The following is a 22982-nucleotide window of genomic DNA, read 5'->3' as shown; positions in this document are numbered from 1 at the left end:
TTTTGTTTCCATTGGTATTCGCGCGGAAGAACCTTCAAAACAGACAGAATCGGGGGACGTCCTGGTCTTCATCAATGGAGATCAGATGACCGGAAGGCTGATGCACTCCAGCGGGGATACGGTCACCTTCCACAGCGATATGGCTGGCGACATCAACGTGAGCTGGTCGAAGGTGAAGGAGCTGCGCTCACAGCGGCAGTTTGTGGTGCTTGGCAAAAACCAGCGCTGGAGCTGGCGCGCCATCCGCAACGTTCCCGCCGGCTCCATCAACGTGGAGAACGACAAGATCGAGCTGAAGGGGAGAGGAGAGGCAGAGGTGATGCCGATCAAGGAGACGGCCGACGTTCTTGATGCCGAGACCTTCAACCGCGAGGCGGTTCAGGAGGTCAACTTCTTCCGCCGCTGGACCGGAGCGGCCAGCCTGGGGCTGACCACCGTCAAAGCCACCCAGAACAATTACACCTACACCACCGGCGTGGCGCTGATGCGAAGCATGCCCAGCGTTGCCTATCTGCCGCCGCGCAACCGCACGACGCTCAACTTCACCGGATCGTACAGCAGGATCACCCAGCGACAGGCCCAGGACGCGCCGCAGCTTCCCGACCTGAAGACCTCCATCTTTCACGGCGACTCGGAACGAGACGAGTACATCACCTCGCGGATCTACCTGCTGGTGGGAACGGCCTTCGACCACAACTTCTCCCAGGGCCTGGACCTGCAACAGATCTACGGCGGCGGAGTCGGTTGGACCGTCCTTAAACGGCCGAACCAGACGCTTGATCTGAAGGCAACCCTTCAGTATGAGAAGCAGCAGTTCCTGGCGACTTCGCTCAACGCCAACACCAACCTGATCGGCTCGACCTTCAGCCTGAGCTACCTTCGCAAGCTGCCGTTCAAGGCTGTCTTTCAGCAGCAGATGCAGTACCTGCCGGCCTACAACCAGCCAAGTGCCTACTCCGCCAACGAGACCAACAGCCTCACCTTCCCGGTCTACAAGCGGCTGGGATTCCAGATCGGCACGCAGGACAGCTATCTGAACAATCCGCCGCCGGTGATGTATCCAGCGCCCATAAACCAGAGGAACTCATTCCAGGTCACCAGCGGAATCAGCTACAGGCTCAAATAACTTCTGTGGCTTCTGCGGTTACTTTTCCGCAGCCACCAGGAGAAACATGGGGCGGTCGAGTTCTTCGAGAAGCTCAGGGGCAGCTTCGATCTGGCTTTGCGTGGGTCTCCACTCCTCGACGTGCGTAAGGAGGAAGCCCGCGCGAAGAAGAAGGTTAAGCGTGGTTCCGAGCGTACGGTGATACTTGACGACGCCGGGAGCCAACCAGTCGGTAACACGCGGGCCTTCATTGAAGTAGTCATCGATGGGCCAGGTTCTGCGGCCTGCTCCGTCAGTGAACCACCCCGGGTTGTGGGCCGCCATGTAGATGGGGTGCTCGGTGGAGAAGACAAATCTTCCTCCCTTGCTTAACGCAGCGTAGACGCGTTCGAAGAGCAGGCCGGGGTCGCTAAGGTAGTGGAGCGCGAGCGAGCTGTAGGCGAGATCGAAAGAAGCTACAGGAAGATTAACGGACTGGAGGTCTGTCCGGATATATTCGATGCCCTCCGTCGGCTGGATCTCCGATGCTCTCTGGAGCATCTTGCGGGAGACATCGAGACCGAGAACAGAGGACGCGCCCTGCTGGTGGGCCCAGCGGCAGAACCAGCCGTATCCGCAGCCGAGATCGAGTACGCGAATACCACGCATATCCGGCAGCAGGGCACGCATCGAAGGCCACTCCGGCGCGCCTTCGAGACCATCCACCGATCGTCGCAGACGGGAGTAGCCGTCGAAAAACCGGGGATCGTCGTAGATGTTCTGTGTCATGGCTGTTTTCCACTCTGCGGATTGGGCCGGCCAGGTCCTGTGGGAGAGACAGCTACTTGAGCGTCTCGACCGGGATGTTCTCCGGGATCTTCAGCTCAAACTGGTCGTCGTCGAGTTTCTGGTTGAGCGTGAGCTTGGTGATGTTGACCGTCAGGGAGTAGTGATCGCGGGGTCGCTCGATCACGATGTTCGAGGGATACGGCGTATTGCCATAGTAGCGATAGTTGCTGTAATGCGCTTTGGTGACGACTTGCCCCTTGTCGTTGTAGATGTCCTGCTGGTAGGGCAGAAGGTCGATCGAGTTGATGTGGATCACGCGCAGCGTGCGGACCGTCTGCCCCTCGGGCTTGGCAAGAATCTGCATGGAATAGGCCGGCTCTTCGATCAGGTCCTTCTTCTTCTTGCCACTCTCAATCACCCGGATGTCCGTGGTCATGGAGATGATCTGGTCGTTCTCCGGTCCTTGAACGAACATCGAATCGAAGAAGACATCGGGCCTGAGGTTCTCAAGGCCATTCTTCGATTGGGTCGTCACCGTGTTCGATCCGACGATGGCCCGCTTGCGCGGAGGAATCAGCAGCTTGAAGTTCTTGCCGTCGGAGACCATATCCAGCGCCTGTGTCCGGACCACCGGAACCAGCAGAAGCACGCGAAGAAACTCCGGCTTGCACATCAGGATGTAACCGGCAAAGCTGGTGTACTGTATCTCCTTGCCCTGAAGACCGCCGCCTGTGGTAGCCGCAATCTCCACGCTGGCATTGAACGTCCGCATGGAATCGTACCGGGTGACGAGCTGGCGCGCCATGTCATCGAGCGAAGCGCTCATGATGACATCGGCCACACGGGTCTTGGGCACATAGCGAACGTGGGAGAAACATCCGGTGAGGGCAGGAAGAACTCCGACAACGCACAGCGTCAGGATTTTTCGAATCTTCAAGCGCACGAAGGTTAAGTATACCGTCCGGGTTCTGCTGGAAGCGCAAGTTGAGAGCTACAAGAGGTATAGATGAGAGTCGGCAGGTGAAGGTTCCTGAAAAATGTCAGGCCGAACACCGCACAGATTAACCATCAGCATAGCTGGTATCAGAAGCAAGGCGCCATCCTGGGCTCCCCTGACCGCGAATACGATCCTCCTCCGCTGCCTGGGTGCCTCACCTTCGCGAAGCTTCGGTGGGTTTGCAGAATGCCCAATCCGCTCCTGCAGACCAGCCGGAGCCCCTCAGAGCTCCGCCGTGTGAGTTGAATCCCCTAACGCTGCTGATCCTTGCGATACTGTTGTACGTTCTGGTTGTGCTCCTTGAGCGTCGCCGAAAAACGGCTGTGGCCTGCGGCGTCGGAGACGAAGTACAGGTAGTCGGTCTTTGCCGGGGACAGCACTGCGCGGAACGACTCCATTCCGGGATTGCAGATCGGGCCGGGGGGAAGTCCGGCGTGGCGGTAGGTGTTGTACGGCGACGGCGAGCGCAGGTCGGAGGCGTAGATGGTTCCGCGCCAGCGGCCATCCAACAGAGCGGCGTAGATCACCGTAGGGTCGGTCGCAAGAGGAATGGACTTCTCCAGGCGGTTCTTGAAGACCCCGGCCACCAGTGGACGCTCTTCCGGCTGCGAGACCTCTTTCTCCACCAGCGATGCCAGGATGACGGTGCGGGAAACGTCGTGGGTCAGGTTCAGTTGCTGAGTGGCCTGGCGGAAGCGCCGCACCATCGCCGCGAGGATGTGGACCGCCGGAGTATGTCGGGCAAAGTGATAGGTATCGGGGAAGAGATAGCCCTCCAGGGAGGTTGGCGGATGGGCGTCGCCGGACGTCCAGTCGGCGATCAGCTCCGTGTGGTCCTTCTCCTCGGCCAGAAACTCGTCGCGCTTGCCCAGCCCGGCAGCCTCGACGGCCTGGGCGATGTCGAAGATGTTGTATCCCTCCGGGATCGTGAGGGCGTGGAAGTAGATATCCCCTTTGGCGATGCGGTTATAGACCTCGGTCAGGGGTGCCGGGTGGTCGAAGCGATACTCTCCCGCCTTGAGGGTGTTTTTGCGGCTGAACTTGAGAAACTCAAAGGCATAGCGGCTGCGGATAATCCTCTTCTGCTCGAGCAGCACTGCGATGGCCTGGGTCCCGGTATGCGGCGCAATCTCAACGAAGGTCTCCGTCGCGGGGCCATAAGGCGTGTAGATATAGAAGGCCGCAAGGACACCGCCGGTAAAGGCCACCAGGATAATCAGGAGCAGCAGAAAGCCAATGAACTTCAAAATGAGGGAGACCTCCGGTGATTCTCTATTTTAGGATGCCGCGGGGCTAGCCCTCATGGAGAATGCCGGTGTCCGTGTAGCGGTCTCATTCCATTGCTACTAACGGGTGGAACCTTTTCCCATTCCCACCCGACGCCTTCCCTTGCCATCGCTGGGGGGAATGATTTTACCCAAAGTCGTATAATCCTAGTTTCACCCCATGCACGAGTCTTCGAGCGCGGGAGGGAATTCCGTGGCTTCCGATGTCGCGGGCAATTTAAGCCGAAACAGGAAGGCTCCATGCCAGAACAGATTATGAAGCGGCTTCAGGAGGAGATACGGCAGCTTGAATACGAGCTGACGACCGAGCTTCCGGCCGAGATCAAGAAAGCCGTCGCCCTGGGCGACCTGAGCGAGAACGCCGAGTACCACATGGCCAAGCAGCGCCAGGAGTTTGTGAATGCCCGGCTGGGCCAGCTGAAGAAGCGCATGGGCGAGCTTGCCCTGGTGAACCTAGCCAACATTCCCCACGATAAGGTAGGCTTTGGCGCGACGGTAACGGTCTTCGACACCTCCAAGGACGAGGAGATTGTGTACAAGCTGGTGACCAGCGAGGAATCGGACGTCGCCCAGGGCCTCATCTCCACCACCTCGCCCATCGGACGGGCGATGCTGGGCAAGCAGGTCGGGGATATGGCAACGGTCGTCACTCCCAATGGAAAGCGGGAGCTTGAGATCCTGAAGTTGACCACCATTCACGATACGGCGGCGGAGTAGAGAAAAACCCAGCGGTTTCGCGCCGCATGGATATAGATAGATCGAACTGGCACGAGGATAAGGTTGACCTGGACGGGCGCATTTGGGAAAGGCAGCGGCTGGCTGTTGCAGAAGATCGTAAACGGTCTGGCGCTGTCCCGTATCTCTCCGAACACCCTGACCTTCATCGGCCTGATCATTAATATTGTTGCCGCGCTGTTCTTCGGATTTGCCCGCGGCCCGCACGCCGACCGCATGTTCCTCTATGCCGGCCTGACCATCATCGGCGCCGGCATCTTCGACATGGTGGACGGCCGCGTGGCCCGGCAGACCAACCAGGTCTCCGTCTTCGGGGCCTTCTTCGACTCGGTGATCGACCGCTACTCCGACGTCGCCATCTTCTTCGGCCTGCTGGTCTACTACGCTCGTGGCAACCGTCTCTTCTACGTGGGCCTGGTGGCCTTTGTGATGACCGCCTGCCTGATGGTCAGCTATACCCGCGCCCGCGCCGAGGCGCTGATCGGAAGCTGCAAGGTCGGCTTCATGGAACGCCCGGAGCGCATCGTCTGCGTCATCCTGGGCGCGCTCTGCAACCGCTGGGGCGTGATGGCGGCAGCGCTATGGGTGCTGGCCATCTTCTCGACCATTACGGTCATTCACCGCATCCGCTACACCTACCTGGAGACGGAGCGCCGCAAGCTGGCGCCCGCTGGCGTAGAGGCCACAGTCCGCCAGTAGCATCGTCTTTCTCCGAAGCAAACCCAGTCCGTCATTCTAAGCCGCAGGCGAAGAGTCCCTGTATTGTGCCGGTAGGCCAGGAATGCCTCGGGAGGTATTCTGCAAACCCACCTTAGCGGCTTCGCCGCGAAGATGGGGCACCCGGTTTATGGTCGAATGGGCACTGTCTGCTCGAATGGGACCACGTCTTCTGCATCCACCACCAAAAAGCGTCCTCTCGCCTTTACCGAAGGGATGGACATTCTCCGCGTAAGCTTAATACAGACGTAATGATGGCTTCCCTCTTCCAAAATCACACTGAACCGGACGACCGGCTCGCACATATTCATCGCCTGCTTCTCAGCTACTTTGGTGAGCAGAAGCCTCGCGAGCCCTGGGATCCGCTATCGCAGTTCATCTACTCGCTGCTCTCTTCGCGGACGAAGACGGAGATGACCTACCAGGTGGTCCGCCAGCTTCGCGCGCGGTTTGGAACCTGGGAGAACCTGCGCGACGCTCAGGTATCCGAGATCGAGGACGCAATCCGCGATGTCTCGTTCCCGGAGCAGAAGGCGGTTCAGTTGAAGGCTGCGCTCGAAAGCATCACCCTGCGATACGGAAGTCTGACGCTGGACTTCCTGGCACGCTATCGCACCGACAAGATTCGCGCCTGGCTGGAGCAGTTTCCCGGCGTAGGTCCGAAGACGAGTGCGGCGGTGGTCAACTTTTCGACGCTGCGGCGCAAGGCCTTATGCGTCGATTCGCATCACCTGCGCGTGACCCAACGGCTGGGTCTGACTCCGAGAGCGGATGCAGCAACGACCGAAGAGCGCCTAATGCGGATGGTCCCGGAGACATGGACTGCCGAGATGCTCGACGAGCACCATCAACTGATCAAGCAGCTTGGACAGAAGATATGCACCTTCTCAGAGCCGAAGTGTCCCGAGTGCCCGCTGCTGAAGCTGTGTCCCTATGGGCAGAAGCATGTTCCCCACGCAGACCCGAAACCGGTTGCCCCACCTTCGCGAAGCTAAGGTGGGCTTTGCAGCAGGCAGGGAGCCTGGGTATCCACCTATCCCTGGAGTCCGATCACGGTCGCCCGAAAATGCACGATGGCAGTCGATTCGGAGAACCCACTGCGGGGCTTCTCCAGGAAGGTGTCATCCTGAGCGAAGCTTCACGCGGCCTTATCGCGGGAAGCGCAGTCGAAGGATCTGCGGTCTGTTTGCGGCCCACTACGGATCCCGCACCGCAGATCCTTCGACTCTGCGCTGACGCGCTCCGCTCAGGATGACACCACGGAAAGCAGCTCTATGTGGATACGCCCGCGAGGCATCATCCCAATCAGCATCTCCGAGGAAACTATCTGCGATCAGATTTGAGATACAGAACACAGCATTTCAATCAATCCTCAGCATCGGCACCCATCCAGCCATGCGATAGGCCTTCCGGCCTATGCTCCCAGCCAATCGCTGGTGGATACTTGTCAGCATCTTCTTCAGGCAGGATCTTTCGTTGCGACTTCGTCACTTTCTCTCCGCTCTGCTCTGCTTCTCTGTCTGCGCCGCTGCCTATGGCACGGTTCCCAAACGTCCCCGTTACGAGGTTGTGGCATACGTGATGGCGCCGCAGCCCGGAGCGCTGCTGGACCCGACGACGATTGCGGCCGCGAAGCTGACGCGCATCAACTACGCCTTTTTCATGCTGAAGGACGGCGTCATCTCCGAGCGCCGCGATCATGATGGCGACAACCTGCGCGCGCTTGTAAGCCTGAAACAGCAGAATCCGCAGCTGCAGGTGATTCTCTCCGTAGGTGGAGGCTCAGGATCTGCCGGCTTCTCGGAGATGGCGTCGACGGCGGAGGGACGAAAGAAGTTCGTCGACAGCGCGATGGCGATGATCGAGAGATTCAACCTGGATGGGATCGACGTGGACTGGGAGTATCCCGGATACACGCATACCGCCGGGATGAAGGTTGGACCGGAGGACAAACAGAACTACACGCTGGTGCTGCGTGATCTCCGGCGGCGGTTCGACAGGGAGGAGAAGCCGCTGGGGCGCCAGCTTGTGACTTCGTCTGCGACAGGCGCCACCCAGAAGTGGCTGGACAATACCGAGATGGGCAAGGCGGCGAAGTGGATGACCAGCGTAAACATGATGTGCTACGACTGGTATTCGGCCCGGGAGAAGAATACGGGGCACGACTCACCGCTGTACACCAACCCGCAGGACCCGAAGCAGATCTCGATCGACGACGCTGTGAAGATGAACCTGAAGGCGGGCGTTCTGCGCCGCAAGCTGGTGATCGGCGTTCCGTTCTACGGTCGTCGCTGGACGGGTGTGGGGCCTGCCAATCACGGCCTCTGGCAGCCGGTGACCGGCAAGGGCAGCGACATCCTATTCTGGCAGGTCGCGCCACTGGTTAATGCCAACGGTTTTGTACGGTACTGGGATCCCGTGGCCGAGGCCCCCTACCTCTACAACGCGCAGTCGGGAACCTTCATTACCTACAACGACGCCGAAGCGGAGAAAGCGCGCACCGCCTACGTGAGACGCCACCACCTGGGCGGCATCATGTTCTGGCAGTACAGCGGAGACCCCGATAACATCCTGCTGGACGCCATCAACAGCGGCTTTGCGCAACACTAGACTGCCAGCTATCTCGCTTTGGCTGGGAGAATCACCAGGGCAGTTTCTTTAGCAGCCTTTCCGGAGGTGTCATCCTTCGACTTCGCGCTGGCGCGCTTCGCTCAGGATGACACTTCACGCGACGGCGAAGCACTGTATCTCCTAACTACGATGGAATGGATCTTCTGGGCCACTCAGGAATGTATCTCCTGGCCACGGCCCTATCCTGCGCAACCGACAGGATGGCATCGTTGGGACAAGTGTGATCGGAGTGCAGATCGATGAGGATACGACCTAGACTGCGATCCTGTCTCGACGTATCAGCGCACGCTCAGGATGGTGTCGACATCGAGGACCAGCAGATTGTTTTGAACGATCATGGAATGGATCTTCAGGTTATCGAGCGTGATGGCATAGCCGGTGGTCTCGGCGGATTTGGTGAGAAGCTGACGCATCAGCGTGGCGGCATTGACCTTGAGCTGCTGCGGGAGCTGATGCTCCAGAAACGGTTCCAGCAGGAAGTTGAGCTCGCGCGAGTTGCTGAGCCGGTCGATCCGCGCATCGCGAAAACCGATGGTCTCGCTCTGCGCGTCAGGAAGCACGGAGACATCGACATCGCGGGTGAGGGAGACACCGACACAGTTGCCATAAACGCCAGTGCCCAGCTTGGCGCGGGTGTGGACGTGGACGACGACGCGATCCTGATTGAAGGTGATGCGCGGCTTCTCCGCGTAGACGTAGCAGGCGGATTTCGCGTCTCCGCGCAGATAGTAGCGGCCATCGGGACCATTGAAGAGCTGCGTCTGGAGGGTGCGCTCAAGCGCCTGGGCAGAGATGTGGACCTCTGTGGCGTGCGTGGGGATGACGAAGATCGTGAACAGAAAAGTGCAGAGGGACAGGGCTCGCCGGCACATGGTTTCAGGATAATCGGTCTAGAAACTCCGCGTAGCCACCAGACCGGGTGCCCCACCGTCGCGAAGCTAAGGTGGGGTTGCAGGATGCGCAGCGCGTGAAACTGAAAAGCTGCGAGGCCCGGCATGATCGCCGCACAGTGCGCCTCCCTCACCTGACAATCGTGTCGTCCTGAGCGAAGCCCGAAGGGCGAGTCGAAGGATCTGTGGCTTGCCTTTTGTGTGCCGGACGCAGGCTCTACTACTTTGCGGACATCTGACCGGACGGCGAGGGGGCAGATGCAATGGAGGACGCCGGGATCTCAATGGCCCCGATCTTGTCCCCGATCAGGTCGTGAATTCCAGAACGGACATAGTATTCGCCCTTCGCCGGGACAGCGATCTGCTGCTGATAGCGCACACCTTCTCGCAGGAAGTCCCGGACAGCTTCCGGTCTGGCAAAGACGTTGATGCGGTTCGACTGCTGGATAAAGAGCTTTCCGTCGCGATCGTAGACGAGAGCCACGAACTCCAGATCGACGTGACGCGTGCCATCCTCGCGCGCGGGCATGGTGATGTCGCCGGGATTGGCCGCATAGGCGATCGTGACCAGCCGATACGGAGGCTTCGATTTGCTCGCGACGATGTTTCCTTCTGCCAGCTTGTCGCTGGATCTGGCATCGGCGACGACGAGCGCCTTGAAGAGAATCTGGCTGGGCGGAGGCGCGCCGTACTGCATCGCCACGTGCATTGGATCAGGAGGCGGCAGCGCTTTTTTGTCAGCATTGCTGGCGACTCCTTTCTTCGAAGCAGGATCATCGACGTAGTAGCCGCGGCGATAGGAGAGACTGTAGTTGCCTGCAGGAAGACGAACCTCGATCCTGCGGTACCCCGTCTTCTCTTTGTCGGTCGGGCTGTAGATGAGCGTGTAGTAGTTTGCGCCGTTGTCGAGGGCCTTCCCGATGGAGTCCTTCAGGTCGTTTGTGTTGACGTAGGCTTTGCCTCCCGTCGATTCGGCAAGCTGGCGCATGGTGCCTTGTTCGTCCAGCTTCTGGTTGGAGAAGGCATCGACATCGCTCTGCACGCTCAGCGAGCCGAAGACATATTTCCCGGAAGAGGCATCGGAGAGGGCGCTGTTCTGAAGGCCGTGAAGGTCGACCGGATAGATGGCAACCTGGCTGCGCGCGAAAAGATTCGCGGTCTCATGCATCTCGGACTCAAACGAGTCCGTAGCTCCAAAGCCGTTCTTCAGCCCGGCATTGGGAAGCACGTTCAGAGGGAACGAGCCCGAGAGCCATACAAGGTTTTTCCTTCCTGGAATCCCGGAGAGGTAACGGGCAAGCTGGTTCATCGCACGCAGCGTGGTCAGGACGCGTAACCGGTTCTGTGCCGTCGTCTGCATGGCTTCCCCCTGACGCATCGTTCCTTTGATCTCGGCGGATGGAATCCTGACCGTGCTCGAGAGAGATTCTTCCGCGCCGATGCTCTCGGGAAGCACAGGGGAGCTCTGCACCTTCGTGCTCTTGCTGACAGCTGCCAGCAGAAGTGCGGAGTCGGAGGTAAAGCCCTGTAAGAGGGTGAGCCGCGTCGAAAGCGTAAAGACGGCGAGCCGTGTTCCCGGTCTGGCCGCCTTGACGAAGGCGATCAGCTTCTGGCGGGCCATGGCCTGATCGGACTCCGGGGTGTTCAGCGTGTCGAACAAAAGGATATTGCTGGCGGAATCTTCAGGAGCAAAGGGGAAGTTGGTGTACGTGCCGGGCCCCAGCGCTGGCGCGGCGGCAACTCTGGCCGCGTCGGTTGCCATGTGTTCCTCAAACTGGGAGACGGCCTGAGGCGTGCCGTTCTCAAGAAGCGTGAAGTTCGTTGGTTTCAGGTGATGGACCGGGTCTCCATGCTGATCGAGCACCGTCACATCGACGACCACGATCTGGGCGCCGGTGTGAAGGGTAGGTGTCTCCGGGGCCTGCGCAAAGGCACCTGGAGAGACGAGGAGCCATGACCACACGAATAGAGCCAGGCGCATGCGTGCTCCTCCAGAGAGGCAATCCTATCGGAAGGAATGAATCTGTTGCCAGCCATTTCTGGCGCTCGCTATTCGCTGCGCAGTGTGGCCATAGGATCGGCATGAGCTGCCCGGACCGCCGGTAAAAGACAGGAGACGGATGACCCGAGGATCAGAACGGCGACCACGGGGAGAAGGAGCCAGGGGGAATGATTATTGCCGGGCATCCACTTCTGCAGCAGGCCGCGCAGGTATAGATTCGCCAGCAGACCTGCAAGAATCCCGACAGAGATTGTGAGAAGCGTCGATCGGGAGACAGTCCACATGATATGACCTCGCCGGGCTCCAAGCGCCATGCGTATGCCGAGTTCGTTCTGTCGCCGGGCTGTTGCGAAGAAGATGGTGCTGGCGATGCCGAACAAGGACAGGAATAAGGCCAATGCCCCGAAGAAGCTGAACAACACGGAGAAGGTGTGCTGTTGGATCCAGATGGTCTGAACGCTCAGGGAATCTTCGAGGGTTCCGATGTGGTTCCCTCCGATACGCTGCTCCGGGTTGAAAACGTGAATGGCGCGCCGCAGAGGCTGAAGCATGGTTTCAGGCGGTGCTGCGGTACGGATGAAGAGCTGGGTCGCGTTCCACATGAACGTGGTGTACGGCACATAGATTGCCGGCGCTACCGGCCGTTCTAATCCGTTGTTACGGTGGTCGGCTACGACGCCGAGAATCTGTCGCCAGTCGGTGCTGTTCGGGGACGCCATGCTTGCCGGACGTCCATCGTCTTTGACCGCGTCTGTTCGGAGCTGTTGGCCTACGGGATTGCGGTCTGCGAGATAACGCTGCGCGAAGGTCTGGTTAACGACGGCGACAAAGTCTCCCTGGCGATTTTCGTCCCGGGTCCACAGCCGGCCGCTGAGTAATGGGATCTTCAGGGTTGCGAAGTACTCCGGGCTGACCAGTTGCACGAGAGCTTGCTGTGCGCTATCTGCCGTGTGTCCAAGCAGCTCAAACGAGGCGGGTGTCCCGAAGCCACCGAAGGGCTGGGAAGGCGGAATCCCGCTGGATGCTACGCCAACGGAGAGGACGCCAGGAACTGCGGCGATGGTGTCACGAAGCCGGGCAATGTAGCTGGCGGTCGCCTCCCGGTTCTTGGTTGGAGCCTGCTTGAGGGGAATCCCGAGGAATCCTACATGGTGAGGATCGTAACCCAGGTTCATGGAGGTGATATGCATGAATCCAGTGATCGCGGCGGCTGCCACTCCCATCAGGATGAAGGTCAAAGCAATCTGTGCGCCGATGAGGAGATTGAGCGATCGTCCGCCAGAGGCGCTGATGGTCCGCGAGCGCGTCTGCATCATGTGGGACACATCCGGTCGTGAGAAGCGCAGCGCTGGTGCCAGGCCAAAGAGAACGCCAGTGAGCAGAGCCAGTGCAATGGAAAATCCAAGCACCGGCCAATTCATCGTAATCGTGGCCTCCTGCGGGAATACGCCGGGCATCAGCTTGAGAGGCAGACGCGCCAGCCAGTAGGCGAGCAGGGTTCCAAGTGCCGCACCAGCGAAGGCGATGGCAAACGATTCGATCAGCAGTTGACGGATCAGACGAAAGCGCCCGGCACCGATGGCAGAACGGATGGATAGCTCATGCTGCCGCGCCTCTCCCCGGGCCAGCAAAAGCACAGAGCAATTAGCGCAGCCGATCAGTAGCAGGAAAACGACAGAAACAAACAGGAGTGCCAGCGTACGGCCTGTGCGATGCATGTACGGAGCCGCGATAGGCTGCACGTCCACATGGAACTCCTTCGGGAAGTGCATAGGAGATTCCTGCTTGAACCTGTTCAGATACGGTTGAAAGTCAGCATCCGCCGCTTCCGGAGTGACTCCCCGTCTGAGCTTGATCCACGGCAGAAGCGCAGGAGCGCGCTTCGCATTCCAGGGGATATATGCATCGACGTTCCCCACTGTCTCGGTGAAGGTGAAGCGCGGCGGCATGACACCGATGATGGTGAAGACGGTGTTATCCAGGTTCAGCGTGTGACCGATGACGGCACGATCTCCGCCAAAGCGTCGTTGCCAGTACTTATAGCCGAGCACAATGACATCCTGCTTGCCGTCGGAGAGACGCATGCCACGGCCCAGCATTGCGGGCACACCGAGAAAGTCATTCATATTCGGTGTGACAAAGGCAACGCTGACGTCTTCAGGAAACTGCTGTCCCGTCTCCTGTTGCCCTTGCACCAGGAAACCGAGAACACTGTCGATCGATTGTGCCTTGATGAAGCTTTCATACTGCGCTGGTTCGAGGGCAAACCACGTAGGAACCAGCGGCTGTTTTTCATCGATGAGCGAGGGATTCACGATGCGGTCGGCATCCGCGTATGGAAAGGGATGCAGCAGCGTGGAGTAGATGGCATTGAACATCGCGGAGGTTGCTCCGATGCCAAGCGCGAGCGAAAGAATCGCTGCAAGCGATACCGAAGGATTGCGCCAGAGAGAACGCAGGCCGTAGCGCAGATCTCCTCCGATCTCGTGAAACGGACGGAGGCCGATCGCCGCGCGGTACTTCTCCTTCTGCACGTCCACGCGGCCAAACTCGATCTTTGCCCGCCGTGCAGCCTCAGCAGGCGATAGACCGGAGGCGATGAGGTGCTCCGTATGTGCGTCGATGTGAAACTGTAGCTCGGCTGCGACATCCTCGTCTGCCCGGGAGCGATGCGCGATCGCTCTCCACCAAGAACGAATCGGAGCGAAGAGATTCATCATGCCTCCCCGGTTGCACTCAGGATGGAGCCGACAACATCAGTCATCTCGGCCCACTTCTCGGTCTCTTTTTTGAGCTGCTTTCGTCCAGCGGCGGTGAGGGTATAGAACTTGGCGCGGCGATTGTTTTCCGATTCGCCCCACTCGCCCTTGACCAGTCCCTTGTGTTCCATGCGGTAGAGTGCGATGTAGAAAGAGCCTTGAGGAATCTGCAGACGGCCCTGAGAGATTTGCTGAATGCGCAGCAGGATGCCGTATCCATGGAGCGCGCCCAGCGAAACCGATTTAAGGATGAGGATCTCTAACGTTCCCTGAAGCAGATCGATCTTATCGCCCATACAGCATGTGCTCTCCTATTTCGGATAGGAGAGTAGATCTGAGAATGCCTGGCCGTCAAGTTCTGTGTCAGCTTGTACGCGCCTGATCGAGCCAGTTCTTCATCTGCTGGTGTCCGACGAGACCTGCCTGCTGCGAGACGAGTTTTCCGCGATGAAAGACCGCGAAGTTCGGAATGCCGCGCACGTTGTAGCGCGCCGAAAGCTGCGGGTTTCTTTCGGTGTCGACCTTGAGGACCAGGGCGTTGCCCGCCGACTCCGCTGCCGTGCGAGCGACCTCCGGAGCAGCCATCCGGCAGGGACCGCACCACTCCGCCCAGAAGTCGACCAGCACGGGAACGCGGGCGTTCTGCACGATCTCGTCGAAGAGCTGCGTGTCGACTGCCAGAGGCTCGCCGACAGGGGCAAGATCGTTTTTGCAGGCTCCGCAGCGGCCGGTATCGGCGAGGTGGTTTGCGGGGATACGGTTCTTCTGGCCACAGTGCGGGCAGGTTCGGATCAGCGGCATGGCGTCGTCACTCCGGCTTATTTGGATGCGGAAGGATGCATGCAGGATACAACTACCCTGATGCCATCAGGCTGGTCGAGTCCACGGGAAGCGAGGGGCCTGCCTGCACCTGTCTGCCTGCAAAGGCCGATCTTTCATGTGTCGTCCTGACCTTTCAGTGCCGTCATTCTGAACGGCGTGAAGGATCTCTGTCTTTCTTCCGGGAGCGTCATCGCAGCCACAGGCCAAATACAGGGATTCTTCGGCTACGCCTCAGAAGGACGACTTTCTCTGCCTCACAATGACGTCTCGATGGCCTGCGATTGCAACCGTCAGGGTCGCACGACACCCTGACGACGCATCGTGACGGGAACGCTCTAGGGGTGGGATCTGCGGTTCGTTGGCTCAGCCACCATCCTGAAAACGCAGATCCTTCGACTCCGCGCTGACGCGCTCTGCTCAGGATGACACCCATGGAAAACATAGCTCTATGTGGATACCTTCGACTGCGCTTCCCGCGATAAGACCGCGCAAAGCTTCGCTCAGGATGACACCTTGATGGAGAAGACCAGAAATGGATACTCCGAATCGACTGCCACAGTCCATTTTCCGGCGACCCTAATCGGATTCCAGGTATATGTGGATACAGCCTAACCGCGCCGCCGGTAGCGGATGGCGAACTCGTAACCGGCATTCGGCGGGAAGAGCTTCGTCACCAGCCGCAGGCGATCGGCCAGGGCACTGGGGGCCAGCAGCGGATACTCGCGCTCGCGCAGCTCCGCGTAGTCGAAGTCGATTGCCAGCGAGAGCAGGTAGATTGCGATCGCATCGGAGAAGGCGCTCTCCAGGAAGCTCGTCTTGGCGCGCTCATCCACGGTGGTCTTGCTCTCCGTCCTGTCGGGCAGCGACAGGTTCCGGCTCTCCCAGGCATCCTGCGAGGTCTCGCCGCGCACATCGGCCACGGCCTGGCCCCAGGCAAGCTGCTGGAACGCCTCGGGAACTCCGGCGACATCGACGAAGGCATGACCGACATTGATGAAGAACTCAAACGCGAGAGCGAAACGGTCGCCCAGCAGGCGCGTGGAGATGAAGACACCTTCAGCGTTATCGAGGGTGACATTGCGGTGGCAGGTGGCCCGGTCGCCAAGCTCCGTGGTGTAGGCCGCGGCTACCAGCGTAGCGTCGCCCGCGCGACCTTCGCTAAGCGCCAGGGGAACGAAGTAGTAGGCCTTACGGGCCAGTGCCGAGGCGACTGCTGCCGGAACCGCCTGCACCAGGCGTTCCAGGTCCGGCCCCTCCAGGCTGTTGTCCCCAAACGCTGCGTATGCAATCCCGTTGGGAGCATGACGAACCGCCGTCTCGCGGGCAACCTGCACCGCCCGCACCAATCCGTTCTGAACGCCTTCGGCCATAAAGCAGTATTCTACTGGTATGACGCCCGGATCGCAGGAAGAAGAAGTATCACGTCCCCCGTACAACTCCCAGGCTACGCTCTTCGGAGTACCGATAGGCGAGTTCGGCTGGTTCGCCAGCCTGTTGATTGGAGCTGCATCCGGATTCGTGGCGTTCTTCCTGGCCACCTTCGTGGGAATCTTCGGAATCCTGATCTACAACGCCATGAGCCATCAAAACGTCGATCTCGCCCTGAGCTATCGATACGGCGGCCTCACCTTCGGCGGCCTCGTGCTTGTGCTCGCATGGGGGTACCTGGGAACTCTGTGGGTGCGGCGCATCACCCGCAAGAGCTAGCGAGCGACGAGCAGGCCCAGCGCGGTCAGTTCTGTTTTGTGTAGATCAGTTTGGTTATGTCGAAGCCGAGGCTGCGGGCGTGCTCCAACAGCCTGTCCAGCGCGGCCTTCTCCATGTGCGGCTGGCGGCTCAGCACCCAGAGATTCTTTCGATTGGGCGTACCCACCAGGGCCCACTGATACTCAGGATCGAGAGCGAGGATCCAGTAGTCGCCGCTGAACGGCCAGAAGAACGTCACCTTCAGCTTTGAGTTTGGCTCCTGCTTCGACGCAGGGCGCGCCGTGCCTTTGGACTCCGAGAGGCTGCCGTCCTTCTTCCTGCACTGGTTCAGCACGCCGATCTTTCCGTCCGGGCGCAGCGTGTAGTTGGCCGTAACGTCGGAGGCACACTTGTTCTCCCAGCGCAGCGGCAACCGGACAATCTCGTACCACCTGCCCTGATAACGGTTCAGATCGACGTGGGGCACGGTTTGCATGGTCTCTCCTGAGGCACGGCCGGCAAGGACGAAGATCGCTCCAAGGAGGAGGGTGACCAGAGAGTAGGACCGACGAAGACGGAGTTCAGGCATCGTTCTTTCTCCTTCCGATGCAGCTTCGAACGTCTTCGTTCCGCCCGTCTAGGTAGCTTTTCGCTGGAAGCTCGTCTTCTTCGTCGGTCCGGCGGAAGCCCTGGTCTTGCCAGAGTTACCGGCTGACGAGGCGAAGCTCTTGTCGCCGCTCTTCTGCTGTGCCATCTTTTCGCGGAGCGCCTGCAGCTTCTGCGCCTTGGGCCCGAGTCCGCCGATCTTTGCTCCGCTGGGTTTAGGGATAAAGTCACTCATGACAAGCATTTTCTCACGGGGAGAAGTCTTCGGGGCCTGCAGCAACAGGCGTCAAACAGCCTGCGCAATACCTCTGGCGCGAATCTCCTTCGCCACGTTATTGTGAATCGACATAAAAGACAAACGGGTCCATTCCAACTTTTCCGAGGAGTAAACCATGGCAACCAGGAAGCTGGCGCGGCCACGCACGGCTGAGAACAGGTCTGTCCGTGCAGAAAGTCGTCCGAAAAAGTCGTCGGCAAAGGCGACTCCGCGGCCCAAAAAGTCAGTGAAGAAGACGGTGCCGCCAAAAATCGCACCGCGTAAAAAGAACGTCGTCGCCGACAGCATCGATCTCCGCGACCGGACCTACATGCCTGCGGTCAGAATCGTACCGGCGGCGCGCATTCCTCCTCCGCTCTACATCCCTGTGCTCAACCAGGGCGAGACCAGCGCCTGCACGGGCTTCGCGCTGGCCAGTGTCATCTATCACCTGCAGTACAAGGCAAACCCCAAAAAGGTGCGGGCCGTCTCGCCCTACATGCTGTACTCGATGGCGCGGCGCTACGACGAGTTCCCCGGCAATCCCGACCTCGACACCGGATCGAGCCTGCGCGGAGCCATGAGGGGCTGGTTCAAATACGGCGCCTGTGCGGCAGATCTGTGGAAGACCGAGCCGATGCCCCAGCCAAACCCCAATCCAAAAAAGGACTGGTGGCAGGATGCCGTCAACCTTCCGCTCGGCGCCTACTATCGCGTCGATACCAAGTCGGTGCCCGACATGCAGATCGCCCTCAACGAGATTGGCGCGCTCTACGCCAGCGCCGTCTGCCACAGCGGCTGGATGCAGGGCGAAAACGTCAAGACCACGCGCAGGGGCGATATCTGGACCATCCCCTGGCAACAGGGCATGAGCGGCGAGGGCGCGCACGCCTTCGCCATCGTGGGCTATACCGACGAAGGCTTCATCATCCACAACTCCTGGGATACGGGATGGGGCTCCGATGGCCGCGCCGTGCTGACCTACGACGACTGGCGCGCCAACGCCATGGACTGCTGGGTGGCGCAGCTTGGCGTGCGCACCACGCTGCGCGCCGAGATCTCGCAGGCGACCTCCCTCCGCTGGAAGGACGGACAGGTGCAACTGGCGTCCGACAAGACGCTGCGCAACCGCGAGCTCGGCCCCTTCATTGTCGATATGGAGAACAACGGCATCCTCAGCAACACCGGCGACTTCCGCACGCAGGAATCCGACCTCGACGCCCTGCTCACCCAGCACCTGGGCGAGGCGCGGGCGCGCTGGAAGCTCAAGGACACCGACCCGGTCGACATCGCCATCTACGCGCACGGCGGCCTCACCTCCGAAGACGATGCCGCCAACACCGCCGAGGTCTGGGTGAAGGCGATGTACGAGAAAAAGGTCTTCCCCATCTTTCTCATGTGGGAGACGGACCTCTGGTCGACCCTCAGGAACATTGCGAAAGATCAACAGGCTCCTCTCGATCGCCGCACCGGCACCACGTGGGACAACATCAAGAACTTCTGGAACCAGCGGCTGGAGAAGCTGCTGGCCGTACCGGGGACAAAGGTCTGGGGCGAGATGAAGAAGAACGCCCAGGCCATCTCCATGAACGACCAGAGCGGCGGGATGAAGCTCTACCAGGCCAGCCGGCGCTCGCCCTGGTTCAAGGACCCTTCCAGGGTGCGCCTGCACCTCATCGGACACTCCGCCGGATCGATCGTGCACAGCCACATCATCGACCGGCTCAAGGACTGGACCTTCGAGACCGTCAACTTCATGGCGCCCGCGGTTCGCTCCGACGAGTTCCATCAGCTCGTCGTTCCGGCGCTCAACAACGGGCGCGTGAAGCAGTACAACCACTTTGAGTTATCCGACAGTGCAGAGCTGAAAGACCCCACCTGCGAGACGCTGCTGGGCTACTCGCGGTCGCTGCTCTACCTCGTCTCGCAGTCGTTCGAGCAGGGCATGCTGACCCCGATCCTGGGAATGGAGCGATACTCGCCGGCGGTGCTCAAGGGCGTGCGCAACACGAACGTCTACACCTCTCCCGGAGACGCCACGCAGAGCATGACCCACGGAGGCTTCGATGACGACGACAAGACGCGCAACAAGATTCTGTCACTGCTCTAGTTTTCTGCGCTATCCGGGGCTGTCATCCTGAGCGTAGCGAAGCCGAAGGATCTGCGGTTCGGGACGATGGCTGAAGCCAACAAACCGCAGATCCCATAAGGCTTCGCTCAGATGACAGCTTTCCGGGATTTGCAAGAAGTGATATATCCGAGTGTCTCGCAATTCTTTTAACCGGGCCGTCACAGGGTGTTCACCCTGCATGATTACACCTTGGTCGAGGGCAGCAGCGACCAGCCTTCCCAATTGACAAGGAGGAATCATGCGTAAGTTTTTTGCGAGCACTGTCGCCAGTCTTGTGGTGGCAGGACAGATCTTCGGGCCAGGCTTCGTCGCAGCAGCACAGTTTCCCAACTCCGTCTTCCGGCATCCGTCGCATGGCAACAGCGAGACGGCCACTCCCATCAAGCACCTGGTCGTCATCTTTCAGGAGAATGTCTCCTTCGACCACTACTTCGGGACGTATCCCTATGCGCTCAATCCTCGCAGTGAGCCGAGGTTCAACGCGGCCCCCGATACTCCTCAGGTCAACGGCTATACGGACGGCCTGCTGTACAACAATCCCAACTTTCTCAATAAGACTCTCAACGGAGACGCCGCCTCCAATCCCTTTCGGCTGGACCGCTCCGAGGCTGCAACGGCTGACCAGGACCACGACTATACCCCTGAGCAGCAGGCGATGCATGGCGGTCTGATGGATGGCTTCCCCAAATACACTGGCACCCCGGGACCTCCGCCGGCGAACCACACCAGCAACAGTCTCGTGATGGGGTATTACGACGGCAACACCGTAACAGCTCTTTGGAACTACGCGCAGCAGTTTGCGATGAGCGATAACTCGTTCAACACTACATTCGGGCCTTCGACACCGGGCGCAATCAACCTGATCTCCGGCCAGACGGGCGGCGTGACCGACAGCCAGAGCCCCGGCGACTCCGTCGTTCCCGACGGCAGCGGCGGACTCACCCTTATCAGCGATGCCGACCCCATCGGCGATGTGTGCTCGGGTTCAAGCACGGTTCGCTTCGGAGGACAGAACATCGGCGACCTGCTCAACAGCAAAGGCGTCACCTGGGGATTCTTCGAAGGCGGCTTCGATCTGACCGCCGTCAACGCCAACGGCTCGACCGGCTGCAGCCGCAGCACGACCTCCATGGTCACCAAGACCAGGAAGGCTGACTACATTCCGCACCACCAGCCCTTCCAGTACTACGCTTCCACGGCGAACCCCACGCATGCACGTCCCTCGTCGGTGCGGTCGATCGGCTATTCGGGCGATCCGGCAAACCATCAGTACGACCTCAACGACTTCTACGCCGCAGTTCGCGCTGGCAACTATCCCGCCGTCAGCTTCCTCAAGGCCCCGGGATACCAGGACGGCCACGCCGGCTACTCCGATCCTCTGGACGAGCAGGCGTTCCTCGTTCGCGTCATCAACTTTCTCCAGACGCAGTCGAGAGACTGGGAGCACACGGCAGTCGTGATCGCCTATGACGACTCCGACGGCTGGTACGATCACCAGATGCCGCCCATCGTGAACCAGTCCTCGTCGGAGGCCGACGCCCTGGTGGCCACCGGCTCCTGCGGCGACGGATCGACGGCCCTCTCCAGCGTTACTGCGCTGCATGCGCAGGGCCGCTGCGGCTATGGTCCGAGACTTCCCCTGCTGGTCGTCTCGCCCTACGCCAAGCGGAACTTCGTCGATCACACCCTGGCCGACCAGAGCTCGATCCTGCGCTTTATCGAGGATAACTGGGTTGGCGGACAGCGCATCGACGGCTCGTTCGACAGCCGCGCCGGTTCGCTCGAGAACATGTTCGACTTCAACCGGCGTCCGCAATATGGACTTCTGCTGCTGGATGAGAACTCAGGCAATCCCCGTTGATCGAAACGAAACATTAACCCGCAACAATAACGTGGAACAGAGAAGGGTGCTGGAGCCTCGCCATGGGCTGCAGCACCCCTCGTTCGTATGGGGCGAGGCGGAAGTTTGATCTCACGAAGAAGGTTTCTGCGGCGGGCAGGCGCAATTGCAACCGGACTCTCGCTGCAGCGGGCAGTAGCGGCAGGCCGCATTGCGCCCGCCTCAAACGCGCTGGACCCAACCCGGCTGACCCCCTGGGTGGACCCGCTCCCGCTTCCCCGCGTCATGAAGAGCAGCGGTACCCGGCCCGATCCCGAAGATGCGTCCCGGCAAATCCCTTTCTACCGGATGACGATGGAGGAGATTCACCAGAAGGTGCATCGCGATCTTCCGCCGACGAGGATGTGGGGATTCAATGGAACCTCGCCCGGGCCGATCTTCGAGACGCGCAGCGGCCAGGGCCTGATGGTGGAGTGGGTGAACCATCTGCCCGCAAAGCACTTTCTGCCCATCGACCATACTCTCTGCGGTGCTGAGCCGGATCAGCCCGAGGTGCGCTGCGTGGTCCACCTGCACGGCGGAAGAACACCGGCGGCGAGCGACGGCTTTCCCGAAGACTGGGTGGTGCCCGGCAGGTCGTTCACGTATCACTACCCCAACCGGCAGGATGCAGCGCTGCTCTTCTACCACGACCACACGATGGGGATAAATCGGCTGAACATCTACGCGGGCCTGCAGGGAATGTTTCTGATTCGCGACGATGCCGAAGATGCGCTCAACCTTCCCAAAGGGAAGTACGAGATTCCTTTATTGCTGTACGACCGTTTTCTGCAGTCGGACGGACAGCTCAAGTATCCGGTCTCCGGCGACGCAAAGAAGCCGTGGGTCCCTGAGGTCTACAGCAACGTCATGCTGGTCAACGGAGCGCTCGCACCCTACCTCGACGTCGAACCGCGCCGGTACCGGTTCCGCGTGATGAACGGATCGAACGGCCGGTTCTTTCGCCTCTCCTTCGGCGAGCTTCAGCAGATGCAGGTCATCGGCAGCGATCAGGGGCTGCTGCCTGCGCCCGTCAAGTCCACTCGTGTCCTGCTCACTCCCGCAGAGCGCGCCGACATCGTCTTCGACTTCAGCGGCCACGCGGGCGAGAAGATCGTGCTGAAGAGCGACAGCTTCGAGATCCTCCAGTTCCGCGTCTCAAAGACTCGCGTGACCGACGAAAGCACCATACCGGCGACGCTGCGTCGCGTGGAGCGCATCCCCGAGACGAAAGCCGTGAAGACACGACGACTGACGCTCGATGAGACGATGAACGACGTCCAGGAGTCGATGGGAATGATGCTTAACAAGACTCCCTGGCACGCGCCTGTGACCGAAAAGCCCGTGCTGAACACGACGGAGATATGGGAGATCGTGAACCTGACCGAGGACACCCACCCGATCCATCTGCACATGGTCCGCTTTCAGCTGCTCGACCGCAGGCGCTTCGATGTCTTCGACTTTCAGGACACCGGCGAGTTGCGCTACACCGGCCGCCCGATTCCGCCCGACCTCGAGGAAGCTGGATGGAAGGACACTATTCGTTGTGAAAAGGGATACGTCACGCGCATCATCGTTCCATTCGACGGCTACGCCGGGCGTTACGTCTGGCACTGTCACCTGCTGGAGCATGAAGACAACGAGATGATGCGCCCGTACGAGGTTGTGTTGGCTTAGGTATATCCACAGATAGGTCTTTGCATAAGACAATC

21 protein-coding genes are annotated in these 22982 nt (G+C 60.0%); 9 read left to right on the top strand and 12 right to left on the bottom strand.

All coding sequences use genetic code 11. From position 1 onward, the window contains the following. The first annotated feature begins 85 nt into the window (after positions 1-85). Positions 86-1126, top strand: coding sequence for a DUF481 domain-containing protein (locus GWR55_RS13850; RefSeq protein ID WP_162402781.1), 1041 nt, complete (start codon positions 86-88; stop codon positions 1124-1126). A gap of 18 nt (positions 1127-1144) precedes the next feature. Here the strand turns inward: GWR55_RS13850 and GWR55_RS13845 are convergent, their stop codons facing one another. The 3 genes from GWR55_RS13845 to mltG all read right to left on the bottom strand — a co-directional run bounded on the left by GWR55_RS13845 (position 1145) and on the right by mltG (position 4117). Further along, positions 1145-1873, bottom strand: coding sequence for a bifunctional 2-polyprenyl-6-hydroxyphenol methylase/3-demethylubiquinol 3-O-methyltransferase UbiG (locus GWR55_RS13845; RefSeq protein WP_162402780.1), 729 nt, complete (start codon positions 1871-1873; stop codon positions 1145-1147). A gap of 52 nt (positions 1874-1925) precedes the next feature. After that, on the bottom strand, positions 1926-2810 hold the full coding sequence (locus tag GWR55_RS13840) for a hypothetical protein (protein ID WP_238398422.1): 885 nt from the start codon (positions 2808-2810) through the stop codon (positions 1926-1928). A gap of 311 nt (positions 2811-3121) precedes the next feature. Further along, positions 3122-4117 (bottom strand): endolytic transglycosylase MltG, encoded by a 996-nt coding sequence (mltG, locus tag GWR55_RS13835; RefSeq protein ID WP_162402779.1) that lies wholly within the window; start codon positions 4115-4117, stop codon positions 3122-3124. 279 nt (positions 4118-4396) lie between these two features. Here mltG and greA point away from each other — a divergent pair, with 279 nt between their 5' ends. From greA to GWR55_RS13815, 4 genes are all read left to right on the top strand, one after another. Then, positions 4397-4873 (top strand): transcription elongation factor GreA, encoded by a 477-nt coding sequence (gene greA / locus GWR55_RS13830; protein WP_162402778.1) that lies wholly within the window; start codon positions 4397-4399, stop codon positions 4871-4873. A gap of 63 nt (positions 4874-4936) precedes the next feature. Continuing rightward, positions 4937-5590 carry a CDP-alcohol phosphatidyltransferase family protein gene (locus GWR55_RS13825; RefSeq protein WP_162402777.1) on the top strand — a complete coding sequence of 218 codons (654 nt, stop codon included), beginning with the start codon at positions 4937-4939 and terminating at the stop codon, positions 5588-5590. A 269-nt stretch (positions 5591-5859) separates the two neighbouring features. Then, positions 5860-6603, top strand: a complete 744-nt coding sequence (nth, locus tag GWR55_RS13820; RefSeq protein ID WP_238398421.1) for an endonuclease III — start codon at positions 5860-5862, stop codon at positions 6601-6603. A gap of 421 nt (positions 6604-7024) precedes the next feature. Continuing rightward, positions 7025-8218: a glycoside hydrolase family 18 protein gene (locus GWR55_RS13815; RefSeq protein WP_162402776.1), complete on the top strand. Its 1194-nt coding sequence runs from the start codon at positions 7025-7027 to the stop codon at positions 8216-8218. 299 nt (positions 8219-8517) lie between these two features. Here the strand turns inward: GWR55_RS13815 and GWR55_RS13810 are convergent, their stop codons facing one another. The 6 genes from GWR55_RS13810 to GWR55_RS13785 all read right to left on the bottom strand — a co-directional run bounded on the left by GWR55_RS13810 (position 8518) and on the right by GWR55_RS13785 (position 16082). Next, on the bottom strand, positions 8518-9111 hold the full coding sequence (locus GWR55_RS13810) for a hypothetical protein (protein ID WP_238398420.1): 594 nt from the start codon (positions 9109-9111) through the stop codon (positions 8518-8520). 238 nt (positions 9112-9349) lie between these two features. After that, entirely contained in the window at positions 9350-11110 is a 1761-nt protein-coding gene (locus GWR55_RS13805; protein WP_162402775.1) for a VWA domain-containing protein, read from the bottom strand. 68 nt (positions 11111-11178) lie between these two features. Then, a complete protein-coding gene (locus GWR55_RS13800) occupies positions 11179-13851 on the bottom strand; it encodes an ABC transporter permease (RefSeq protein ID WP_162402774.1) in 2673 nt (890 codons plus the stop codon). Next, the gene (locus GWR55_RS13795) at positions 13848-14186 is read right to left on the bottom strand and encodes a PadR family transcriptional regulator (RefSeq protein ID WP_162402773.1); all 339 of its coding nucleotides are present in this window, start codon (positions 14184-14186) and stop codon (positions 13848-13850) included. Before GWR55_RS13795 ends, GWR55_RS13800 begins: the two co-directional genes overlap by 4 nt. A gap of 67 nt (positions 14187-14253) precedes the next feature. Then, positions 14254-14691: a thioredoxin TrxC gene (gene trxC, locus GWR55_RS13790; RefSeq protein WP_162402772.1), complete on the bottom strand. Its 438-nt coding sequence runs from the start codon at positions 14689-14691 to the stop codon at positions 14254-14256. 629 nt (positions 14692-15320) lie between these two features. Then, positions 15321-16082: a hypothetical protein gene (locus tag GWR55_RS13785; protein WP_162402771.1), complete on the bottom strand. Its 762-nt coding sequence runs from the start codon at positions 16080-16082 to the stop codon at positions 15321-15323. Positions 16083-16101: 19 nt separating this feature from the next. Here GWR55_RS13785 and GWR55_RS13780 point away from each other — a divergent pair, with 19 nt between their 5' ends. Further along, positions 16102-16419, top strand: coding sequence for a hypothetical protein (locus GWR55_RS13780; protein WP_162402770.1), 318 nt, complete (start codon positions 16102-16104; stop codon positions 16417-16419). 25 nt (positions 16420-16444) lie between these two features. On the opposite strand, the gene GWR55_RS13775 is transcribed toward GWR55_RS13780, so the two are convergent. Genes GWR55_RS13775 through GWR55_RS13765 form a run of 3 tightly spaced genes read right to left on the bottom strand, consistent with a single transcriptional unit; the run spans position 16445 to position 17569 of the window. Next, the gene (locus GWR55_RS13775; RefSeq protein WP_162402769.1) at positions 16445-16987 is read right to left on the bottom strand and encodes a lipocalin family protein; all 543 of its coding nucleotides are present in this window, start codon (positions 16985-16987) and stop codon (positions 16445-16447) included. Positions 16988-17035: 48 nt separating this feature from the next. Further along, on the bottom strand, positions 17036-17239 hold the full coding sequence (locus GWR55_RS13770; RefSeq protein WP_162402768.1) for a hypothetical protein: 204 nt from the start codon (positions 17237-17239) through the stop codon (positions 17036-17038). A gap of 51 nt (positions 17240-17290) precedes the next feature. Then, complete coding sequence (locus GWR55_RS13765) at positions 17291-17569, bottom strand: hypothetical protein (protein WP_162402767.1); 279 nt, start codon at positions 17567-17569, stop codon at positions 17291-17293. Positions 17570-17591: 22 nt separating this feature from the next. Here GWR55_RS13765 and GWR55_RS19325 point away from each other — a divergent pair, with 22 nt between their 5' ends. From GWR55_RS19325 to GWR55_RS13750, 3 genes are all read left to right on the top strand, one after another. Further along, positions 17592-19370 (top strand): C1 family peptidase, encoded by a 1779-nt coding sequence (locus tag GWR55_RS19325; RefSeq protein WP_238398419.1) that lies wholly within the window; start codon positions 17592-17594, stop codon positions 19368-19370. A 259-nt stretch (positions 19371-19629) separates the two neighbouring features. Continuing rightward, positions 19630-21252, top strand: coding sequence for a phospholipase C (locus GWR55_RS13755; RefSeq protein ID WP_162402766.1), 1623 nt, complete (start codon positions 19630-19632; stop codon positions 21250-21252). A 105-nt stretch (positions 21253-21357) separates the two neighbouring features. After that, entirely contained in the window at positions 21358-22947 is a 1590-nt protein-coding gene (locus GWR55_RS13750) for a multicopper oxidase family protein (protein WP_238398418.1), read from the top strand. Positions 22948-22982 lie beyond the last annotated feature (35 nt).

The sequence above is a fragment of the Edaphobacter sp. 12200R-103 genome (genome assembly GCF_010093025.1).
Classification (GTDB): domain Bacteria; phylum Acidobacteriota; class Terriglobia; order Terriglobales; family Acidobacteriaceae; genus Edaphobacter.
This window is presented reverse-complemented; position numbering and strand designations above follow the sequence as displayed.

Bases quoted from the DNA above. Each gene is read 5' to 3' on its own strand.
- GWR55_RS13850 (WP_162402781.1), top strand. From the start codon at position 86: ATGACCGGAAGGCTGATGCACTCCAGCGGGGATACGGTCACCTTCCAC.
- GWR55_RS13845 (WP_162402780.1), bottom strand. From the start codon at position 1,873: ATGACACAGAACATCTACGACGATCCCCGGTTTTTCGACGGCTACTCC.
- nth (WP_238398421.1), top strand. From the start codon at position 5,860: ATGATGGCTTCCCTCTTCCAAAATCACACTGAACCGGACGACCGGCTC.
- GWR55_RS13815 (WP_162402776.1), top strand. From the start codon at position 7,025: ATGCTCCCAGCCAATCGCTGGTGGATACTTGTCAGCATCTTCTTCAGG.
- GWR55_RS13780 (WP_162402770.1), top strand. From the start codon at position 16,102: ATGACGCCCGGATCGCAGGAAGAAGAAGTATCACGTCCCCCGTACAAC.
- GWR55_RS13785 (WP_162402771.1), bottom strand. From the start codon at position 16,082: ATGGCCGAAGGCGTTCAGAACGGATTGGTGCGGGCGGTGCAGGTTGCC.
- GWR55_RS19325 (WP_238398419.1), top strand. From the start codon at position 17,592: ATGCCTGCGGTCAGAATCGTACCGGCGGCGCGCATTCCTCCTCCGCTC.
- GWR55_RS13805 (WP_162402775.1), bottom strand. From the start codon at position 11,110: ATGCGCCTGGCTCTATTCGTGTGGTCATGGCTCCTCGTCTCTCCAGGT.
- GWR55_RS13775 (WP_162402769.1), bottom strand. From the start codon at position 16,987: ATGCCTGAACTCCGTCTTCGTCGGTCCTACTCTCTGGTCACCCTCCTC.
- GWR55_RS13765 (WP_162402767.1), bottom strand. From the start codon at position 17,569: ATGCTGTCGGCGACGACGTTCTTTTTACGCGGTGCGATTTTTGGCGGC.
- GWR55_RS13810 (WP_238398420.1), bottom strand. From the start codon at position 9,111: ATGTGCCGGCGAGCCCTGTCCCTCTGCACTTTTCTGTTCACGATCTTC.
- greA (WP_162402778.1), top strand. From the start codon at position 4,397: ATGCCAGAACAGATTATGAAGCGGCTTCAGGAGGAGATACGGCAGCTT.
- GWR55_RS13755 (WP_162402766.1), top strand. From the start codon at position 19,630: ATGCGTAAGTTTTTTGCGAGCACTGTCGCCAGTCTTGTGGTGGCAGGA.
- GWR55_RS13795 (WP_162402773.1), bottom strand. From the start codon at position 14,186: ATGGGCGATAAGATCGATCTGCTTCAGGGAACGTTAGAGATCCTCATC.
- GWR55_RS13770 (WP_162402768.1), bottom strand. From the start codon at position 17,239: ATGAGTGACTTTATCCCTAAACCCAGCGGAGCAAAGATCGGCGGACTC.
- GWR55_RS13800 (WP_162402774.1), bottom strand. From the start codon at position 13,851: ATGATGAATCTCTTCGCTCCGATTCGTTCTTGGTGGAGAGCGATCGCG.
- trxC (WP_162402772.1), bottom strand. From the start codon at position 14,691: ATGCCGCTGATCCGAACCTGCCCGCACTGTGGCCAGAAGAACCGTATC.